The organism is Alteribacter lacisalsi (genome assembly GCF_003226345.1).
Lineage (GTDB): Bacteria > Bacillota > Bacilli > Bacillales > Salisediminibacteriaceae > Alteribacter > Alteribacter lacisalsi.
The window spans coordinates 1664612-1683499 of record NZ_PDOF01000001.1 but is presented as its reverse complement, the minus strand read 5'-3'; the positions used below and the strand labels follow the sequence as shown (position 1 = coordinate 1683499).

General features: G+C 47.3%; 17 protein-coding genes. 16 read left to right on the top strand and 1 reads right to left on the bottom strand.

The window, feature by feature from the left end:
- Positions 1-55 precede the first annotated feature (55 nt).
- The 14 genes from folD to CR205_RS08255 all read left to right on the top strand — a co-directional run bounded on the left by folD (position 56) and on the right by CR205_RS08255 (position 15246).
- The gene (folD, locus tag CR205_RS08320; protein ID WP_110518580.1) at positions 56-907 is read left to right on the top strand and encodes a bifunctional methylenetetrahydrofolate dehydrogenase/methenyltetrahydrofolate cyclohydrolase FolD; all 852 of its coding nucleotides are present in this window, start codon (positions 56-58) and stop codon (positions 905-907) included.
- A 14-nt stretch (positions 908-921) separates the two neighbouring features.
- The gene (gene xseA, locus CR205_RS08315) at positions 922-2298 is read left to right on the top strand and encodes an exodeoxyribonuclease VII large subunit (protein WP_110518578.1); all 1377 of its coding nucleotides are present in this window, start codon (positions 922-924) and stop codon (positions 2296-2298) included.
- The gene (locus CR205_RS08310; protein WP_110518576.1) at positions 2291-2536 is read left to right on the top strand and encodes an exodeoxyribonuclease VII small subunit; all 246 of its coding nucleotides are present in this window, start codon (positions 2291-2293) and stop codon (positions 2534-2536) included. Before xseA ends, CR205_RS08310 begins: the two co-directional genes overlap by 8 nt.
- Positions 2529-3422, top strand: coding sequence for a polyprenyl synthetase family protein (locus tag CR205_RS08305; RefSeq protein ID WP_236634723.1), 894 nt, complete (start codon positions 2529-2531; stop codon positions 3420-3422). The genes CR205_RS08310 and CR205_RS08305 overlap by 8 nt, the downstream gene beginning before the upstream one ends.
- A gap of 762 nt (positions 3423-4184) precedes the next feature.
- Positions 4185-4799 (top strand): hypothetical protein, encoded by a 615-nt coding sequence (locus tag CR205_RS08300; protein WP_110518574.1) that lies wholly within the window; start codon positions 4185-4187, stop codon positions 4797-4799.
- Positions 4800-4808: 9 nt separating this feature from the next.
- Complete coding sequence (gene dxs, locus CR205_RS08295; protein WP_110518572.1) at positions 4809-6698, top strand: 1-deoxy-D-xylulose-5-phosphate synthase; 1890 nt, start codon at positions 4809-4811, stop codon at positions 6696-6698.
- Positions 6699-6795: 97 nt separating this feature from the next.
- Positions 6796-7620: a TlyA family RNA methyltransferase gene (locus CR205_RS08290; protein ID WP_110518570.1), complete on the top strand. Its 825-nt coding sequence runs from the start codon at positions 6796-6798 to the stop codon at positions 7618-7620.
- Between the two features lie 196 nt (positions 7621-7816).
- A complete protein-coding gene (ahrC, locus tag CR205_RS08285) occupies positions 7817-8266 on the top strand; it encodes a transcriptional regulator AhrC/ArgR (protein ID WP_110518569.1) in 450 nt (149 codons plus the stop codon).
- Positions 8267-8296: 30 nt separating this feature from the next.
- The gene (gene recN, locus CR205_RS08280) at positions 8297-9991 is read left to right on the top strand and encodes a DNA repair protein RecN (RefSeq protein WP_110518567.1); all 1695 of its coding nucleotides are present in this window, start codon (positions 8297-8299) and stop codon (positions 9989-9991) included.
- Positions 9992-10188: 197 nt separating this feature from the next.
- Positions 10189-11469, top strand: coding sequence for a SpoIVB peptidase (spoIVB, locus tag CR205_RS08275; RefSeq protein WP_236634722.1), 1281 nt, complete (start codon positions 10189-10191; stop codon positions 11467-11469).
- A gap of 252 nt (positions 11470-11721) precedes the next feature.
- Positions 11722-12513 carry a sporulation transcription factor Spo0A gene (gene spo0A, locus CR205_RS08270; RefSeq protein ID WP_110518563.1) on the top strand — a complete coding sequence of 264 codons (792 nt, stop codon included), beginning with the start codon at positions 11722-11724 and terminating at the stop codon, positions 12511-12513.
- A 191-nt stretch (positions 12514-12704) separates the two neighbouring features.
- Entirely contained in the window at positions 12705-13796 is a 1092-nt protein-coding gene (gene steA, locus CR205_RS08265) for a putative cytokinetic ring protein SteA (protein ID WP_110518561.1), read from the top strand.
- Positions 13793-14473, top strand: coding sequence for a glycosyltransferase family 2 protein (locus CR205_RS08260; RefSeq protein ID WP_110518559.1), 681 nt, complete (start codon positions 13793-13795; stop codon positions 14471-14473). The genes steA and CR205_RS08260 overlap by 4 nt, the downstream gene beginning before the upstream one ends.
- Positions 14443-15246: a hypothetical protein gene (locus CR205_RS08255; protein WP_110518557.1), complete on the top strand. Its 804-nt coding sequence runs from the start codon at positions 14443-14445 to the stop codon at positions 15244-15246. Before CR205_RS08260 ends, CR205_RS08255 begins: the two co-directional genes overlap by 31 nt.
- A 35-nt stretch (positions 15247-15281) precedes the next feature.
- On the opposite strand, the gene CR205_RS08250 is transcribed toward CR205_RS08255, so the two are convergent.
- Positions 15282-15536, bottom strand: coding sequence for a DUF2627 domain-containing protein (locus CR205_RS08250; RefSeq protein ID WP_110519758.1), 255 nt, complete (start codon positions 15534-15536; stop codon positions 15282-15284).
- Between the two features lie 183 nt (positions 15537-15719).
- Here CR205_RS08250 and CR205_RS08245 point away from each other — a divergent pair, with 183 nt between their 5' ends.
- Together CR205_RS08245 and CR205_RS08240 are read left to right on the top strand one after the other, a co-directional pair.
- Complete coding sequence (locus CR205_RS08245) at positions 15720-17795, top strand: sigma-54 interaction domain-containing protein (protein WP_110518555.1); 2076 nt, start codon at positions 15720-15722, stop codon at positions 17793-17795.
- A 172-nt stretch (positions 17796-17967) separates the two neighbouring features.
- The gene (locus CR205_RS08240; protein ID WP_407923565.1) at positions 17968-18873 is read left to right on the top strand and encodes a bifunctional enoyl-CoA hydratase/phosphate acetyltransferase; all 906 of its coding nucleotides are present in this window, start codon (positions 17968-17970) and stop codon (positions 18871-18873) included.
- Positions 18874-18888: the final 15 nt, after the last annotated feature.

The window sequence follows — 18888 nt, the reverse complement described above, 5'->3', positions numbered from 1 at the left end:
GGCTGAATAAAATCAGCCGGTAATTCCAAATGGTATCCAGAAGGGGAGAATCAGGATGACTGCAGAACTTATTTCAGGTAAAGAACTTGCTGCCCGTAAGCGGGATGAAATGAAAAACCAGACAGAGGAACTTAAGGAAAACGGAGTGACACCGGGTCTGGCTGTCATTCTGGTCGGAGAGGATCCGGCCTCGAGATCTTACGTGCGGGGGAAACAGCGCGCGTGCGGGGAAACAGGCATTCACTCCGAACTTTACGAACTTCCGGCAGAGACAACGGAGGAGGAACTCCTCAACAAAGTGGAGGAATTGAATGACGCTGACCATATTGACGGCATTCTGGTCCAGTTACCCCTCCCGGACCACATTTCCGAAGAGGCTGTGATCGATAACATCCGGCCTGATAAGGATGTGGACGGCTTCCATCCAATTAATGTTGGAAAAATGATGATTGGCCAGCAGTGTTTTCTTCCCTGCACACCGGCGGGCATTGTGGAAATGGTAAAGTCTAAAGAAATTGAAATCGAAGGCAGGCATGTGGTCGTCATAGGACGTAGTAACATTGTAGGCAAGCCTGTCGGTCAGCTTTTTCTAAACGAAAATGCGACTGTTACATACTGTCATTCCCGCACAAGAGACATGGAATCGATAGCCAGACAGGCAGATATTCTGATCGTGGCCGTCGGAAAAGAAGAAATGGTCGGAAAAGAATACATCAAACCCGGCGCGGTCGTCATTGATGTAGGGGTTAACAGGAACAATGAAGGAAACCTGACCGGGGACGTAAAGTTCGAAGAAGTTAAACAGGTTGCATCCTATCTCACTCCAGTGCCTGGAGGGGTTGGCCCAATGACCATTACAATGCTCCTTCATAACACGATACAATCAGCCTTCAGACGCAGGCAGTAAGGGGGAGGGAATTTATGCAGCGGGATTATTTATCAGTATCCGGACTTACAAGGCATATTAAGCGTCTACTTGAAGATGAGCCGATTCTTCAGAACACATGGATCCGAGCAGAGATATCCAATTTCAAAAAACACAGCCGAGGCCACATGTACTTCACGCTCAAAGATGATCAATCGCGCATTCAGAGTGTCATGTTTGCAGGAAATAATCGTTTTCTGAAGTTTCTCCCTGAAAACGGGATGAATGTACTTGTCAGAGGCGATATAAGTGTATATGAACCCTATGGCCAGTATCAGTTTTATGTAAAAGAAATGCAGCCTGACGGAATCGGGAACCTTTATATGGCATACGAAGAATTGAAGAAAAAGCTGGAGATGAAAGGGTATTTCAGTGAGGACCGTAAAAGGGCTATTCCTTCAGTTCCTGCCTCGATCGCGGTTATTACATCAAGGACTGGTGCAGCAGTAAGGGATATTCTGACGACGCTCAAGCGCCGCTTCCCGGCTGTCCAAATTACACTGCTTCCTGTCCTTGTTCAGGGTCCCGGAGCTGCACCATCTGTAGCCCGCGCTATCCGGCAGGCCGGGGAGGCCGGGATATTTGACGTTATTATCGCCGGGCGCGGGGGTGGCTCAATAGAAGAACTTTGGGCTTTTAATGAGGAGATTGTTGCGGACGCCATATTTAACAGTCCGGTTCCAATAATATCAGCTGTCGGCCATGAAACTGATGTGACCATCAGTGACTTCACCGCCGACCTCCGCGCCCCTACTCCTACTGCCGCCGCGGAGCTGGCAGTCCCGGACGTGAGGGAACTGGAAGAGAGAATAAGGGTGTTAAAAAGACGTGCTGTGAGAGCTGCGTCTGAAAAAACAATTCTTCTTAGAGAAAAGCTGAACAGGATGGAGCAGTCTTACGCCTTCCGTTATCCAGGTAAACTGATTAGTCAGAAAGAACAGGAACTGGACCGGCTGATGGAACTTCTCCAAAAAGAAACGGTCCGGCTGATCGCTTCGAAGCGGGAAGCCTATCAGTATGCCGTAAAAGCTCTCAAACAGGCTCACCCCAAACAGCGCATTCAACGGGAAGGGGAAGACCTTGAGCGTCTGCAGGAACGCTTTTATACATCTGCCCGCTCCTATACAAATGATAAGGAAGAACGCCTGCGCAGGCAGCTTTATAAACTTGACGTGCTCAGTCCGCTTAAAATGATGGCACGGGGATACAGCCTTTCCTACACTGAAGACGGCCGGCTTCTTAAAAGCGCAGACCAGGTTAACGAAAATGACCCAGTCACCATTCAGCTTGAAGATGGCCGGCTCCAGGCCAGAATAACGGATAAAACAGACGAAGGTGTTCAAATCCAAAAGAGAGGTGATATTCATGAGTGAACAAAAAGATCAAGTAACGTTTGAAGAAGCGATGGAACAGCTGGAAGACGTCGTCGGGAAACTTGAAGAAGGAGATGTCCCGCTGGAAGAGGCGATTCAGATGTTCCAGCAGGGAATGGATCTTTCAAAGTATTGTCATGAGAAGCTGAAAAAAGTAGAAAGCCAAATGGACCAGATTCTGAACGAAGACGGGGAGATCGAACTGCTGACCATAGAAGAGGACAAGCAGAGTGAGTGAGCAGCAGACGCTGTCCCGATTCCTGACCGAGCAGAAAGAGGAAGTTGAGCGGCGCCTCCCCGGTTACGTAGCTCATCTTGACTCACCTGAGATTCTTGTGAAAGCGATGCGTTACTCGCTGGAAGCAGGTGGCAAACGTCTTCGTCCCATTCTCCTGCTTGCCACACTTGAGGGTTACGGTGTGAGTCTGGAAAAAGGTTATGACACCGCATGTGCAATCGAAATGATCCACACATATTCATTGATACATGATGATCTGCCGGCAATGGATAACGACGACATGAGAAGAGGCAAGCCGACAAATCATCGTGAATTCGGTGAGGCAATGGCTATTCTTGCTGGTGATGCCCTGCTGACGCACAGCTTTGAAGTGATCAGCAAGTCACCATATCTGAATGACATGGAAAAAGCAAAGCTGGTCATGCTTCTGGCCCAGTCGGCAGGACCGAAAGGAATGGTGGGTGGTCAGGTTGCCGATATGGAAGCAGAAGCACGGGATGATCTTGATGTGACCGAACTCGAGTATATCCATCATCATAAAACGGGGGATCTGCTTGCTTTTTCAATTGAAGCGGGGGGCATTCTTGCCTCCGCAGGTGAAGAAGAGCGGCTTTCGCTCAGAAGATTTGCCAAAAACCTTGGCCTCGCATTCCAGATTAAAGATGATATTCTTGATGTGGAAGGTGATGCAGAGAAAATGGGCAAACCTTCTGGCAGCGATGTGACGAATGGAAAAAGTACGTATCCAAAACTTCTCGGAATGGACGGGGCAAAAGAGAAACTTAACTGGCATATCCGTGAAGCAAAGGAATATTTATTACAAATAAAAAGAGACCATCAACTGCTTCATGAACTGACAGATTATGTGGCAAGCAGGACTCATTAAAAAATTTCCTCAAATGGAAAAGCCTGTTTTTTCTGCAAGGGGTTGCTCATTGTCTCTTAAAATCGTATCATGTTATACTATAGATAAAGCCGGGTGGTGCAGTATTCTAGTCGGTTCTCCATCTTCGAAAGCGGGCCTAAAAATCCGCTAAAGGGCACATCGATGAAGTTCCTGGTTTTGGCTTGAGGCGCCCAGCCCTGGGTCAATTCCGGGAGTAAAGGCTGTAGGGCGATCCACAATGGCATGTGGGCGAGGACCCTGCGGCCGCGGAGGCCTCGTGTTGTGGTATCTCTACCCGGAGAACGCTATGACACGGGGTATGAACCTGCCACGCGAGTAAAGGGAACTCGTGGGCAGCGTAGCCTGCCTTGAGTGGACGGCGAGGGGATTGTGAATACTAAGATTGTATACTGGTATGTTCATATGAAATCGCGTCTGCAAAAGAGGATAGAGGATGGTTAGGAACTGCCGGGGAAAACCCCTAGACTGTTCCAGCGGACATTTAAAGAGGATTATAGTGCGTACTGAGTGGTAATCCAGTCTGGCGTCTGGCGACAGCGCCAAGTCGGATTTAAAGGGAAACCGCCATGGCGGCGACGCTGAGGTATCTGTCTGGGAAAACCTACTGGACCTAAGACGCAGTCTTTACTCTTTAAATGACCACCCGGATACATATTTTGTAATGAAAAAGGCAAACCGGAGATGGTTCTTTTGTGATCCATTTCTGCCATAGACTTAACGATAAGGACCGATGATTTTATTATGAAGGATTCAGTAAGAGAATCACTGCAATGGAGTTTGATGATTGCCGTTATCACCCTGGTGTTAGCGGCAATTTTTGCTATAATTTCCACGTCTGTCCTAAGCGGCGTCGTATGGGGCCTCGGGATGCTCATCGTGTTTATTATTGTTCTGACAGGGGTAATATTTGATACGATAGGCGTAGCTGCGACAGCGGCCAGCGAAAGGCCGTTTCACGCTATGGCTGCCGAGCGCCTCCCCGGAGCGAAACAGGCTGTACATATTACCCGGAATGCGGACAAGTTTGCCAACTTCTGTAATGATGTAATCGGCGATATTGCAGGGGTTATCAGTGGAACAGCATCGGCTTACGTGGTGCTCCAGCTTGCTTTTCAAATGGGATACGGGGAAGGTTCAACGGTTCAGTTTACTATAAGCGTGATTTTTACAAGCGTAGTAGCCGCTCTGACTGTCGGTGGTAAATCAGTCGGTAAAACCCTTGCCATTGAGTACTCCACTCCCATTATCTATCAAGTGGGTAGATTATTTTATTTTTTAGAGGTAAAATTAAAGATAACCATTTTCAATGCGAAAAAGAAAAAAAACAAGGGCAAGAAGAAAAACAAACGAAAGTGAGGGTTTTTCTTGGATTTAACAACGATCAAAGACCCTGGATTTCTGAAAAATTACAGTAATGAACAATTAGAGGAGACTGCACAGCACATTCGGGATTTTCTTGTAAACAAGCTGTCCGTTACTGGCGGGCACCTTGGACCTAATCTCGGTGTCGTAGAACTCACCCTTACGCTTCATCAGCTTTTTGAAAGTCCGAAAGACAAATTTCTCTGGGATGTAGGACATCAGGCTTATGTCCACAAAATTCTTACAGGCCGGGCCGGCCAGTTTGATTCTCTCAGGCAGTACCAGGGCCTCTGCGGTTTTCCGAAGCGCTCAGAGAGTGTACATGATGTGTGGGAAACAGGCCACAGTTCCACCTCTCTGTCTGCAGCAATGGGCATGGCTCTTGCCAGGGATCTTAAAGGAACAGACGAAAATGTAGTCGCTGTCATTGGAGACGGTGCCCTCACCGGAGGCATGGCCCTGGAGGCACTCAATCACATCGGACATGAGCAGACTGACCTGATTGTCGTACTTAATGACAATGAAATGTCCATTGCCCCGAACGTAGGTGCACTGCACAGTGTACTCGGACGGATGCGTACGGCTGGGAAGTACCAGAAAGCAAAAGAAGAACTGGAGATGCTCATTAAGAAAATTCCTGCTTTCGGAGGACGCCTTGCAGCAACTGCCGAACGGGTAAAAGACAGTCTGAAGTATCTTCTCGTATCAGGCATGTTTTTCGAAGAACTCGGGTTTACTTACCTCGGTCCTGTGGATGGTCATGACCTGGAGGATCTTCGGTCGAATATGAAATATGCCAAAAAGACCAAGGGCCCCGTTCTGGTTCACGTGATCACGAAAAAAGGGAAAGGCTACAAGCCTGCGGAACTAGATGCCAAGGGAACGTGGCACGGTCTCGGCCCTTATAAAATTGAATCGGGTGAAGTAGTCAAAAAACCTGGGCCTCCCGGATACAGTGCTGTTTTTGCCAATACTCTCAAAAAGGTCGCCAGACAGGATGACCGTGTGGTGGCGATTACGGCAGCGATGCCGGGCGGAACGAAACTGGATGAGTTTGCCAAGGAATTCCCTGACCGGATGTTTGATGTAGGAATTGCCGAACAGCATGCCACAACGATGAGTGCCGGACTGGCTACGCAGGGCCTGAAGCCTGTCTTCGCTGTTTACTCCACTTTTCTGCAGCGGGGGTATGATCAGCTTGTTCACGATGTATGCCGCCAGAATCTGAACGTCTTTTTTGCGATTGACCGCTCAGGTCTTGTAGGGGCTGACGGGGAAACACACCAAGGCGTTTTTGATATTTCCTATCTGCGCCATCTACCGAATATGAAGATTCTTATGCCGAAGGATGAGAATGAGCTTCAGCATATGATTTTCACTGCTGTTAACATTGATGACGGACCAGTTGCTGTCCGTTATCCAAGAGGAAACGGCTACGGAGTCCACATGGATGAGGATCTGAAACAGATTCCTCTTGGACAATGGGAAGTTCTGAAGGAAGGAAATGATCTTACGATTCTGACTTTTGGTACCATGATTCCTGTGGCTGAGGATGCGGCAAAACGGCTTGAGGCGGAAGGCATTCAGGTGGAAATAGTTAACGCACGCTCTATTAAACCACTTGATGATGAGATGCTTAAATCAATTGCCATGAAGGGCAAGCCTGTGCTGACGCTGGAAGAACATGCTTTGCTGGGAGGCTTCGGAAGCGCGGTGCTGGAGTTTTTCCACGAGAACCATTTCCACTCCGTAACGGTGGAGCGGATGGGAATCCCGGACCGTTATATTGAGCACGGAAGCGTATCCCAGCTTTGGGAAGAGATCGGATTAACACCTGCAAACGTAGCGGAACGTGTCATGAAAGTAATTCCGCGTAAACGGCAGCGTGCCTGAAAAATACAAGCTGGCAGGACGAGCGGAAATGTCCGCCAGCCTGGAGCATACTGCAATAATACAACAGCTAATGGAAAAGATGGAGAGACCTTAACGTATGGAGAAAAAACAGCGCCTTGATCTGCTGCTGGTAGAAAGAGGCCTCATTGAAACAAGAGAAAAAGCAAAACGGACGATCATGGCCGGACTCGTATTCGCTGACGGCGAAAGGGTGGATAAACCCGGTACACGCCTTAAAGAATCAGTGAGTCTTGAGCTGAAGGGCCGGACACTTCCTTATGTAAGCCGTGGCGGGCTGAAGCTTGAAGGGGCTCTGAAAGAATTCGGCTTCAGTCTTGAAGGCCGGACGATGCTCGATATCGGTTCATCGACAGGCGGTTTTACTGACTGCGCCCTGCAAAACGGTGCTGCACAGGTATATGCCGTTGATGTGGGGTACAATCAACTGGCCTGGAAACTTCGGCAGGACGAGCGAGTCATTGTAATGGAACGAACGAATTTCCGCTATTCCGTACCAGAGGATTTCACACAGGGACTGCCTGATTTCTCCACCATTGACGTATCTTTTATTTCACTAAGGCTGATTCTTCCGCCGCTCCTTCGTATATTAAAAGAAGGCGGAGAAGTGTCTGCCCTGGTTAAGCCTCAGTTTGAAGCGGGCCGAGAAGAAGTAGGTAAAAACGGAATAATCAGGGATCCAGCTGTCCATCAGCGGGTTCTAGAAGAAACCGCTGCCTTTGCACAGGAGCTTGGTTTTATTGTTAAAGATGCTGCTCCCTCACCGATAAGGGGAGGGGAAGGTAATATTGAGTTTCTTCTATATTTAAAGAAGCCGCTAAAGAACGAAGAAAGACCTTCAATAAAAAAAGATTTTGCCCGCATCGTTGCAAAAGCACATGAGCTTAAGAGCAGGCAGGTTTAACTGGTCCGAACAAGTTTTAGGGATGAAATGTAAGGCTGCAGGGAGACAAGGACGCTTTGTCTCCCTTTTGTGCGCAGTAAACATTTGAATAACGAATTATTTTCAGCTAATATACAAAGTAACGTGTTATAACTATTTACATAAGAGCATAAACATTCAACCGCAAATGCCTGTGGATGTAACGGAGGAGAACGATATGAACAAAGGGCAGCGACATATTAAAATACGGGAAATTATTACGAACAATGAGGTGGAAACCCAGGACGATCTTGTTTCGTTTTTGCGGAGTGCCGGTTTTAACGTCACCCAGGCGACGGTAAGCAGGGATATTAAGGAACTGCACCTGGTAAAAGTGCCGATGATTGACGGGAGATACAAGTACAGTCTTCCTGCTGACCAGAGGTTTAACCCTCTTCAGAAGCTTAAGCGTGCTCTGATGGACAGTTTCGTTTCGATCGAGCATACAAACAATATGATTGTAATGAAGACACTGCCGGGAAATGCAAATGCTGTAGGGGCCCTGATCGATAACCTTGACTGGAATGAGGTGCTGGGGACGATCTGCGGAGACGATACGATTTTGATTATCTGCCGTGGTGAGAATGATACGGAGCCGGTCAGCGAGCGTTTTCTTGATATGCTTTAACCTAATTGCAGCCAAAGGACGTGATTGCTGTTGCTAGTTGAACTTTCTATACGAAACTTTGCTATTATCGATCATGTAACGGTTCCCTTTGAGGAGGGCCTTACCGTTCTTACCGGTGAAACGGGAGCCGGTAAGTCGATTATTATCGATGCAATCGGTCTTTTAATCGGTGGAAGAGGGTCGGTTGAGTTTGTCAGACACGGGAGTAAGCGGGCGGAAATTGAAGGCCTGTTTTCACTTGAAAACCATGATGAGATCGAACCGTTACTTACAGATATTGGAATCGGTCTTTCCGACGACAGTATGGTCGTCATTAGGAGAGAAATTTCCAAGCAGGGAAAGAGCATCTGCCGTGTAAATGGCAAGCTTGTCACACTGGCAAGTCTGAGACAGGTTGGACAGCTGCTGGTGGACATTCATGGGCAACATGAACATCAGCAGCTCCTTCAGGTGGACAGGCATCTGTTTTTACTGGACCGGTTTGCTGGAGAGCATTTAAATAGTGCGAAAGAAGAGTACAGTACACTGTACAGCCGATTATTAAAAACGAAAAAACAATACAGACAGCTTTCTGAAAATGAACAGCAGACTGCTCAGCGGCTGGACCTGATCCGCTATCAGCTTAATGAAATTGAAAGTGCCCGACTGAGGCCCGATGAGGATGAAGAGTTGACAGCAGAAAAGCAGAAACTCAGTAACAGTGAGCAGCTGTATCAGCGGGTACATGACAGTCATCAGGCTCTTTACGGTGAAAATCAAGGTCTTGAATGGATAATGGTAGCAGTAAACCAGATGGAGGAAGCGACAGAGCTGGATCCGGCACTGAAAGAGGTTAAAGAAACCATTACTAACTGCTATTATCTGCTTGAGGAATCCTCTTTCACATTGAGGGATTATGTAGAAAATATTGAATTCAATCCTGAACGTCTGAATGACATTGAATCAAGGCTGAGTGAAATTCTATCCCTTCGGCGAAAATACGGGGAGAATGTTAATGCCGTTTTAGAGCATGCCTCTAAAATTGAAGAAGAGGTGGAGACTCTCGAGAATAAAGATGAACACCTCCAAAAGTGGGCATCCGATCTTGAAGCGATAGAAAAGGACCTGGCTGTTGAAGCCAGACACCTAACCGAACTGCGGCGTAAGCAGGCAAAGAAACTCACACAGGATATCCAGCGGGAATTAAAAGCGTTGTACATGGAAAAAACCCGGTTTGAAGTGGCTTTTCACGATCATGAATCACCATCATTTACGAAAGACGGGACGGATGATGTGGAATTTATGGTGGCCACCAACCAGGGAGAACCGTTGAAGCCCCTTGTTAAAGTTGCTTCTGGTGGTGAAATTTCCAGAATTATTCTCGCGCTCAAAACGATTCTCGCCAGCCATGAAGGCGTCACATCACTTATTTTTGATGAAGTGGATACCGGGGTAAGCGGCCGTGTAGCACAGGCAATTGCCCAAAAAATTCATCACATCTCAACCGGTTCACAGGTACTATGCATCACCCACCTTCCCCAGGTTGCTGCTATGGCAGATTCGCATCTGTTTATTGCGAAGGGAGAACGGGACGGACGGGTTACGACAGAGGTGACACCACTGTCGGAAAAAGAAAAAGTGGAAGAAATCGGCCGTATGATTTCCGGGGTTGAAATGACGGAACTCACCCGCAAGCATGCGGAAGAACTCATAGAACAGGCAGATGAGATGAAAGTGGCAAGATAAAAAGGCATGGCGCTAACCGCCTGCCTTTTTTTGTCCTGAAAAAACAATATCTCCCTCTTTCCGTTAAAAACCTGTAATATCAGGCTTCTGCAGGTCATTTTCTATATCTTCCTGTTATAAAGGCTCCGTCGGAGGGCTACTCTATAGATACAGCCATGATGGGGGTGCAGGTCGGGAGCGAGGAGAGTGAAAAGCGATTGAAAAAAGAATTGATAAAAAAAGCCGTTGGGGCGATTCTCCTTGTCGTACTGTTCAGCGCTGCCTTTTATCCTCCTCTTCAACAGTATGTTGACACACCGGCGGATATCTTATTCTTTGAAGGGCAGGAGTATGCGATTCCTGCTTCGCTGGAGGTCATTGAATCGGATGAAGCGGTGGACGTTTTTTCACAGGACAACCGTACAACGTTGGAAGGTGTAAAACCGGGCAGTTCAAAAGTGCAGCTGGGGGTGGCCGGTTTCCCGTTAAAAACGATGGAAGTTACCGTCTTGCCTGAGAAGAAAGTCATACCCGGTGGGCAGTCCATCGGCGTTCGTGTACACACACAAGGTGTACTCGTAGTAGGTCATCATTTAATTGATACGGAAGAGGGAACGAAGTCCCCGGGTGAAAAAGCCGGGGTGGAAGTCGGCGATATGATCACAAAAATGAACGGTACACAGATTAAGGATATGAGTGAGATTTCAGCGATTGTTCAAAAAGCAGGAGACGAGGACCTTCCGTTGAGACTTGAACTCAAACGTGGAGAGAAACTCATTCACACCGAGCTTACGCCGGAAAAAGCAAAGGGTGAGTTCTCATACCGCCTTGGATTATATATCCGTGATTCGGCCGCAGGTGTAGGCACTTTAACGTTTTATGACCCTGAATCCCGTAAATACGGAGCCCTGGGCCATGTGATTTCAGATATGGACACGAAGGAGCCGATTCAGGTTAATGACGGTGAAATTCTATCGTCGAGAGTAACGTCAATTGAAAAAGGGCTTAATGGAGAGCCTGGAGAAAAGCTGGCTCGTTTTTCAAGTGAACGGAAAGTACTTGGGGATATTAATAAGAACAGCGCATTTGGGATTTTTGGGACACTGAACGAGCCTGTCGCGAATGGCGCATGGGATAAACCTATGGAGATTGGTCTGTCACATCAGGTTCAGGAAGGACCTGCTGAAATCCTGACAGTCGTTAACGGAGAAGAAGTAAAGAAATTTGATATTGAAATCGTAAGCAGCACGATTCAGAAATTCCCTGCAACAAAGGGTATGGTCATTAAAGTGACAGATCCAGAGCTACTCGAAGCAACCGGGGGAATTGTTCAGGGAATGAGCGGAAGTCCGATTATACAAAATGACCGGATCATCGGCGCAGTGACACACGTTTTTGTAAATGATCCCACGTCCGGATATGGGTGTCACATTGAGTGGATGCTTGAAGAAGCCGGCGTTGATATCGGTAAGGAAATTGAAAAAGCAAAAGCAAGCTGACGAATTAGTCTGCCGGATCCCCGGCAGGCTGTTTTTATTATTCTGAACCTGTGTTATGCTCGGTAAAGATTATTCGACAAAAATGAGATTTGCTGACTGTTAAAATCGAATAGGGTCGAAAACACGAGTAAACGTTTAAAAACGAAAGAAAAGATAAGTTTTTTTAGAAAAAATAAGAATTCGAAAGGATATAAATTGTGATTGTCGAATCTATAAAACAGGAAGTGAAATTGCTATGGGGAGGAAACAAAATTGCAAACAGTAAAAGTGTGTGTGGCAGATGATAACCGCGAGTTAGTGATGCTGCTTGAGGAATACATTGATTCACAAGAAGACATGGAAGTTACCGGAAAAGCCTATAACGGTCAGGAGTGTCTTGATCTGGTGGCAGAAGAACAGCCGGATGTACTTATTCTGGATATCATTATGCCTCATCTTGACGGCCTTGCAGTCCTGGATAAAATTAATGATCTCGATCTGGCTAAGCGGCCGAACATTATTATGCTGACAGCTTTCGGTCAGGAGGATGTGACAAAAAAAGCTGTTGAACTCGGCGCATCCTATTACATTCTGAAGCCATTTGACATGGACACTCTCATCAGTAAAATTCGTGATGTAAGCGGTAATGGCTCATCTTATGTTAAGAAATCATCCGGGAGCAGCTACTCAATGAGAAGAGAAAACAAACCGATGAATCTTGATGCAAGCATCACAAGCATCATTCACGAAATCGGTGTACCTGCTCATATTAAAGGCTACATGTATCTTCGCGAAGCGATTACGATGGTTTATAACGATATAGAACTTCTAGGTTCCATCACGAAGGTGCTTTACCCGGACATTGCAAAAAAATACAACACAACAGCGAGCCGTGTTGAGCGCGCGATCCGCCACGCGATTGAAGTTGCGTGGAGCCGGGGCAACATTGAATCCATCTCCAAAATGTTCGGCTATACAGTAAGTGTCAGCAAAGCAAAGCCGACCAACTCCGAATTTATCGCAATGGTGGCGGATAAGCTCCGCATTGAACACAAAGTCAGCTGAAAGTGACAGACCGGCCCATGAGGGGAATGAATATCCCTCATGGGTTTTTTGTTTTTTAGCGCAACTTTGGAAATGGAGGCCTTCCTCCACCCCAATCACTAACCCCCATCTTCTTAAGGCAGTATTAAATGGCTAATAATCCCTGTGCCTGTACATACTATTCGTAATCAAACAGCTGAGGAGGCAATGGTATGAGCAGTCAAGTTATTACAGGAACAGGCTATTTCCAGGAGAAAACCAAACTGCTGGCTCAAACCATTCCCCGGGGGGCTATTGCTTTTATTTCTCACAGGGACCTGGACCGGACTGCAGCGGAGTCGCTTGTGCAAAGTGGCGTTAAGGCCGTGGTTAATCTGGAATGCTCTATGACAGGCCGGTTTTACCATGAAGGTGTGTTCATCCTTTTACATCATCAAATTGCCTTGTTTGATGTGACAGTACCCTTTAAATGTCCTGATGTAGGCCCGTTTTTCGTTTCGATTGCCGGGCAGCATCTTTACATAAAAAAAGGACAGTCCTGGGAGGAAACAGCATGTCTGCTGCCGTGGGATTTACAGAGGGCGGAGGAAAAAGCAGCTGCATCAAAGGAAAAGGAACCTGATGTCTTTAAAACATTCATGAAAAACTCCCTTATCCATGCAGCTGCAGGACTTGATCTGTTTATTGAGAGCATAAGTACATTGCAGCCAATTGATGGAGTCTCAGGCAAACAAGTATTTGTCGTGGCGCGCGGAGCTGGATACCGTGAAGATGCAGCCTGCTGGAAGCAGGAACTCCGACTCCCGAGTTCTTTTGTAATGGCTGTGGATGGCGCATCAGAGGGGCTCCTTCTTGAAGGCATTATCCCGGATGTCATTATAGGGGATATGGATTCGCTGCCGGAGCAGGCCCAGTCACTTAACTGCATTTTTGTCTCTCACGCGTACATGAACGGAAAAAGTCCGGGGCATGAAAGGCTTGAGAAGATTGGTATTCGGTCTGAAAAGAGAATGTTTCCGGGGATGAGTGAAGACCTTGCTATGATGCTTGCCGGCGTTTCCGGTGCCTCGAAAATTTATTCCATAGGCTGCCGAAGCGGATATCTTGAAATGATGGAAAAAGACCGTGAAGGGATGGGCTCCACCCTCTTAACCAGAGCCTTTTTGGGCCATAAAATCAGTGACCTTAAACTAAGCGGGGATCTGGCTGTTTCAGCAAAACTCCGACAGCAGAGACGAGCAGCACTCATGCATCATGACCCACTTAATGACAGCAGTGCGGAGCAAAGGAGGCAGGAGCAATGAAGGTGGATGTGGTGATGCCTGCTTATAATGAAGGCCAGCGAATCGCAGCTACGCTTGGTTCCTTGAGGAACGAGCCATGGATAAACAGCATTTATGTGATTGATGACGGAAGTACCGATGATACATATACCAGAGCATCTGGTATTGCGGACTATGTTTTCCGGTTTCCGGTAAATCAGGGCAAAGCAGCAGCGGCGATTACAGGGCTCCGGCAGACAAAACACGATTATGTCATGCTCCTGGACGCTGATCTGGAGGAAACCGCTGTCGAAGCAGTAAAACTTCTCAATCCCCTTAGGAGAGGAGAAGCGGATATCGTGCTCGCTTCTTTTTCCAATACCGTGGAGAAAAAAGGATTCGGTTTTATGAAGCGCCGTGCGTCCAGAGTAATAAGCAGTCACTTTGGCATCTATCTTTCCAGTCCGCTGTCAGGACAGCGGGTATTTCACCGGAAGTGGCTTTCCGTTCTATCTGAGGATGTAGGACACTGCCGTTACGGCTTTGAGATGGCCTGTAATTTTGATCTGCTCTCGCATGGAGCAGTTATTAAGGAAGTAGATACCGGGATGAAACACAACGGATACGGAAAAACAGTGGCGGGGTTTCTGCACAGGTCCCGCCAATGGTATGAAATGGAGAGGGTTCTATGGCAGCGTACCTCTGGCAGCCTGCAGTAATACTTGTCTTTTATGTACTGAGCTCGTTTCATTTCCGGAAAAAAGGGCTTACTGTTATGAATTTCAACGGCAGGAAAGTTCCTTATAATTTTGGACTTGTCATTTTACTCTGGGCAGGACTGGACTTTGTTACCGGCGGGCCGCTTTCCTTAACTCCTGCAGGATTCTGGTTCGTCTTTACAGTGTGGGCGCTCGGATGGCTGGATGACAGGTTTGGAACCGCACAACCAAAGGGAATCAGAGGCCATTTCACCTATCTGTTCCGACAAAGGAAACTGACAACGGGGTTGTTAAAAGCGGCAGGTGGCACCGCTGCTGCGTTCATCTATGCTGCGACCCTTGTTAGACAGGAATCTATGCTGGTGTGGGAGTTACCTGTTTTTCTGCCAGTGCTGATTCTCGTTCCCCACGTGTTTAATCTCCTGGACACCAGGCCGCTGAGAGTAATGAAGTTGAGTGTGATGCTTCTTTTTGTAGTCGGTGTGTTTCACAACGGGGTCTTTTATGCACCTGGAATTATTCTGCTGCTCCTGATCTGGATGAAAGAGGAAGGTGCGGAGAAAACAATGCTGGGAGACAATGGAGCTATGACTGCAGGTGCTCTTTTTGCTACTGCCGCAGCGCAGTCCGGCTCGCTCCCGGCAGCTGGTGGGGCTGCTTTGGCAGCAGTATTTCTGACCATTCTGTCTGAAAAGCGGTCGATCAGTGCCATAATTTCTTCATCAACCTTATTAAACACAATGGATCTGGCGGGACAGAGGCGGAACAGGTAATAAAACAGGGTGTCCCGTTTACGGACACCCTGTACTTATTTTGCTGAATTGTTCTGTTTCAACTGGAAGCGGGGAGCAACTTTATTATTTTTCCGGTCACGATGAAGAATGAAGCCGCCGATAAACCACACCCCAAGTATCAGGGCGACCATGCCTGCAAAAAACTGGAGCATGAGAAAAGGATAAGGCGGATTAAGGATATGAAAAACGGTATCCCGCATAAGTTTAATGCCGTAACCGGCGAATACTGCAGGAATGACGAGTACGATAAGAGCAAGAAAACGTTGAATGGTCATATGAAAAATCCTTTCTGAAGGTTCCCCTTTATTTTATAGCAAGAAAACAATGTCCGCAAACCTGACATGGTGACAGATTAAGGAACATCTCTATGGTAAGGTTAACGCTGACTGCCTTCACTCCTATGAAAAAAATTGCATAAAAGGTACAATGGGATGAGGGAAGGAGGTTTCGCATTGAAACGAATTTTAATTATCGGCGGCGGACAGGGAGGCAGTGCACTGCTGGAACTGCTCCATAAAACCGCATTTACCCGTGTTACCGGGGTGGTTGATCTTAATGCTGACTGTTTAGGGGCAAAAAAAGCAGAAGTTCATAATATTCCTTTTTTCACCCGGTGGCAGGAAGCTTTGAACGAATTGAAGCCTGTGGATGCTGTTATTGAGGTGACTGGCAATGCCGGACTTCTAAAGGAACTCCGAGAAGAATTTGCCGGGCAGAATGTGACGCTGATTCCCAGTTCTGTTGCCTCTATTCTATTTTATCTTATTGAAGAAAAAGAAAAGCTGATTGAAGAAAAAACCGAGCATTTTTCTAAGCTTGAACTGATTTTGAATTCCACCCACGATGGTATGATCGCCATCGATAATAACGAGAGGATTACCCTTATTAACAGCCGGGCAGAAGAAATGTCTGGTCTGAAAAAAGAAGAAGTTCTGGGCAAACCGGTTGGATATGCCCTACCTTCAAGTGAGCTTCCCAGAGTTTTACATACAGGCAAAACGGAACAGAACCGGCGACAGACAATCCGCGAAAACCGTACTATTGTAGCTACCCGCTTTCCAATGAAGCAGGGTAAACGGATTATCGGAGCGCTGAGTGTTTTCAGAGATATAACGGATATTGAACAGATGGCTGAAGAAGTAACGAGTCTTAAAAGTGTCCAGACGATGCTTGAGGCGATCATTCACTCTTCTGACGACGCGATCAGCGTGGTGGATGAAGAAGGAAAAGGGCTGATTATCAACCCGGCATATACCCGGTTGACAGGACTGACATCTGAGGAGGTTCTTTCCAAACCGGCAACTACGGATATATCCGAAGGAAAAAGCATGCACCTTCAAGTACTTAAAACACGAAAGCCTGTCCGAGGTGTCAGAATGAAAGTCGGCCCGAAAAGGAAAGATGTCCTTGTAAATGTTGCCCCCGTCATTGTGGATGGGAAACTGAAGGGAAGTGTCGGCGTTATTCATGACGTATCCGAGCTTGAAACACTGAACAGTGAACTGGAACGGGCCAGGCAAATTATCCGGACACTTGAGGCAAAGTACACTTTTGAAGATATTATCGGGAAGTCCGGTGAATTTACGATCGCCATCGAGCAGGCACAGATGGCTGCAAAAACACCAGCTACGATCCTGCTGAGAGGGGAGTCGGGAACCGGAAAGGAGCTTTTTGCCCACGCCATTCATAATGCAAGTGATCGTAAATACAACAAATTTGTAAGAGTGAACTGCGCTGCTATTTCCGAAAGCCTGCTTGAAAGTGAGCTTTTCGGATATGATGAAGGTGCCTTTTCCGGTGCGAGAAGAGGCGGAAAGAAGGGTCTTTTTGAAGAAGCCCATGGCGGCACGATTTTTCTCGATGAAATCGGCGAACTGAGCAGTCAGACGCAGGCAAAACTGCTTCGTGTACTGCAGGAAAAAGAAGTTGTCAGAGTGGGGAGTACTAAAACGCTGGATATTGATGTCCGTGTGGTCGCCGCGACGAACGTCAATATGGAAGAAAAGATGTACAAAAATGAATTCAGGAGCGATCTGTACTACCGTCTGAACCGGATGCCGATTCAGATTCCGCCACTGAGAATGAGGAAGGAAGATCTCCCGGCCCTGTGTGATCATCTTCTTACAAAGCTAAATCAGGATTACGGTCGAAATGTGGAAGGGCTCACGCAGGAAGCTCTCTCCATGCTTCGGGAGTACGACTGGCCGGGCAATGTAAGGGAATTGGAAAACATACTTGGCAGAGCCATGATCCATATGCATTATTCTGTCAGCCGGATCTGCGTCGACCACCTGCCTTCACTTGAAACTGAAACAGGAAAAACCCAACAGGAACCTTCCGGCGGCAATGGTGAGGAGATATCCGGCAGGTCGCTTCAGGAGCAGCTGGCAGACCGTGAAAAGCAGATCATTGTCCGGACACTGAACGCACATGGCGGAAACAAAACAAAAACAGCAGAAGCACTGGGATTATCACTGCGGAATTTATACTATAAAATCGAAAAGCTTGATATCTCCTCCTGGAATTGAATATTTTTGCATGCAATAAATTTCATACCCTGCACTTTTTTGCATGTCTTTCCTGCGGGAAATTATGGTGTTTTACCTGCTCTGTAAGCGTTTTATCCCCTTGAGGTTAATTGGCACCATTCTTGCATTATATTAAGAGCAGATGGTCTTCATCATGAAAGGCGGGATTGTATTGAATCTGGACCAGTTAACTGAACGTGTGAAAAATACGTCAGGAAGAGAGAAAACATTCGCAGTTGCCCACGCCACTGACAAGGGTTTGTTTGAGGCGGCGCGCCGGGCAATGGACGAAGGGATCGGGAAATTTGTCTTTGTCGGACCGACGGAAGTCATGGCGGGCCTGGCTGAGGAAGCAGGACTGAAACACGATGGCGGCCTCTGGGAGCTTAAGGAGGCAGCGGACGAAAAACAGTCAGCTGCTGCTGCTGTGAGTCTTGTAAAGGCGAAAGAAGCAGACGTTCTTATGAAAGGGATGACATCAACATCTGTTCTTCTTAAAGCGGTGCTGAACAAGGAGCATGGTCTGAGAAGCGGAAGTGTGCTTTCACACGTGGCTGCTTTTGATCTTCCTGGAAGAGACAGCCTTCTCCTGTTAACAGATGCAGCAATGAATATTGCACCGGATCTGAAGGAAAAAACCGCGATAACAGTCAATGCGGTTGAAACTGCAAAAAAGATCGGGTTTACAAATCCCAAGGTTGCGGTTATTGCTGCGGTGGAAACCGTGAATCCTGCAATGGAAGCAACACTTCATGCGGCGGCCCTTACCCAGATGAACCGAAGAGGCCAGATTCCCGGCTGTATAATCGACGGCCCGCTGGCATTTGATCTTGCGGTTTCAAAGGAAGCTGCCGAACAAAAAGGCATCCATTCCGAAGTGGCAGGAGAAGCGGACATTCTAGTTGTTCCTGCAATCGAAACCGGAAACGCCCTTTATAAATCCCTCACCATTTTCGGTAAAGGAAAAGTGGGCGGATTGATTACAGGAGCAGGGGCACCGATTGTGCTTACAAGCCGGGCTGATTCAGCTGAAAGTAAACTCTTTTCAATTACAATTGCCGCAGGTGCGGCTGAATAGATAAAAAATGCAATT

Bases quoted from the DNA above. Each gene is read 5' to 3' on its own strand.
- folD (WP_110518580.1), top strand. From the start codon at position 56: ATGACTGCAGAACTTATTTCAGGTAAAGAACTTGCTGCCCGTAAGCGG.
- CR205_RS08290 (WP_110518570.1), top strand. From the start codon at position 6,796: ATGGAGAAAAAACAGCGCCTTGATCTGCTGCTGGTAGAAAGAGGCCTC.
- xseA (WP_110518578.1), top strand. From the start codon at position 922: ATGCAGCGGGATTATTTATCAGTATCCGGACTTACAAGGCATATTAAG.
- CR205_RS08260 (WP_110518559.1), top strand. From the start codon at position 13,793: ATGAAGGTGGATGTGGTGATGCCTGCTTATAATGAAGGCCAGCGAATC.
- steA (WP_110518561.1), top strand. From the start codon at position 12,705: ATGAGCAGTCAAGTTATTACAGGAACAGGCTATTTCCAGGAGAAAACC.
- ahrC (WP_110518569.1), top strand. From the start codon at position 7,817: ATGAACAAAGGGCAGCGACATATTAAAATACGGGAAATTATTACGAAC.
- CR205_RS08255 (WP_110518557.1), top strand. From the start codon at position 14,443: ATGGCAGCGTACCTCTGGCAGCCTGCAGTAATACTTGTCTTTTATGTA.
- CR205_RS08300 (WP_110518574.1), top strand. From the start codon at position 4,185: ATGAAGGATTCAGTAAGAGAATCACTGCAATGGAGTTTGATGATTGCC.
- CR205_RS08310 (WP_110518576.1), top strand. From the start codon at position 2,291: ATGAGTGAACAAAAAGATCAAGTAACGTTTGAAGAAGCGATGGAACAG.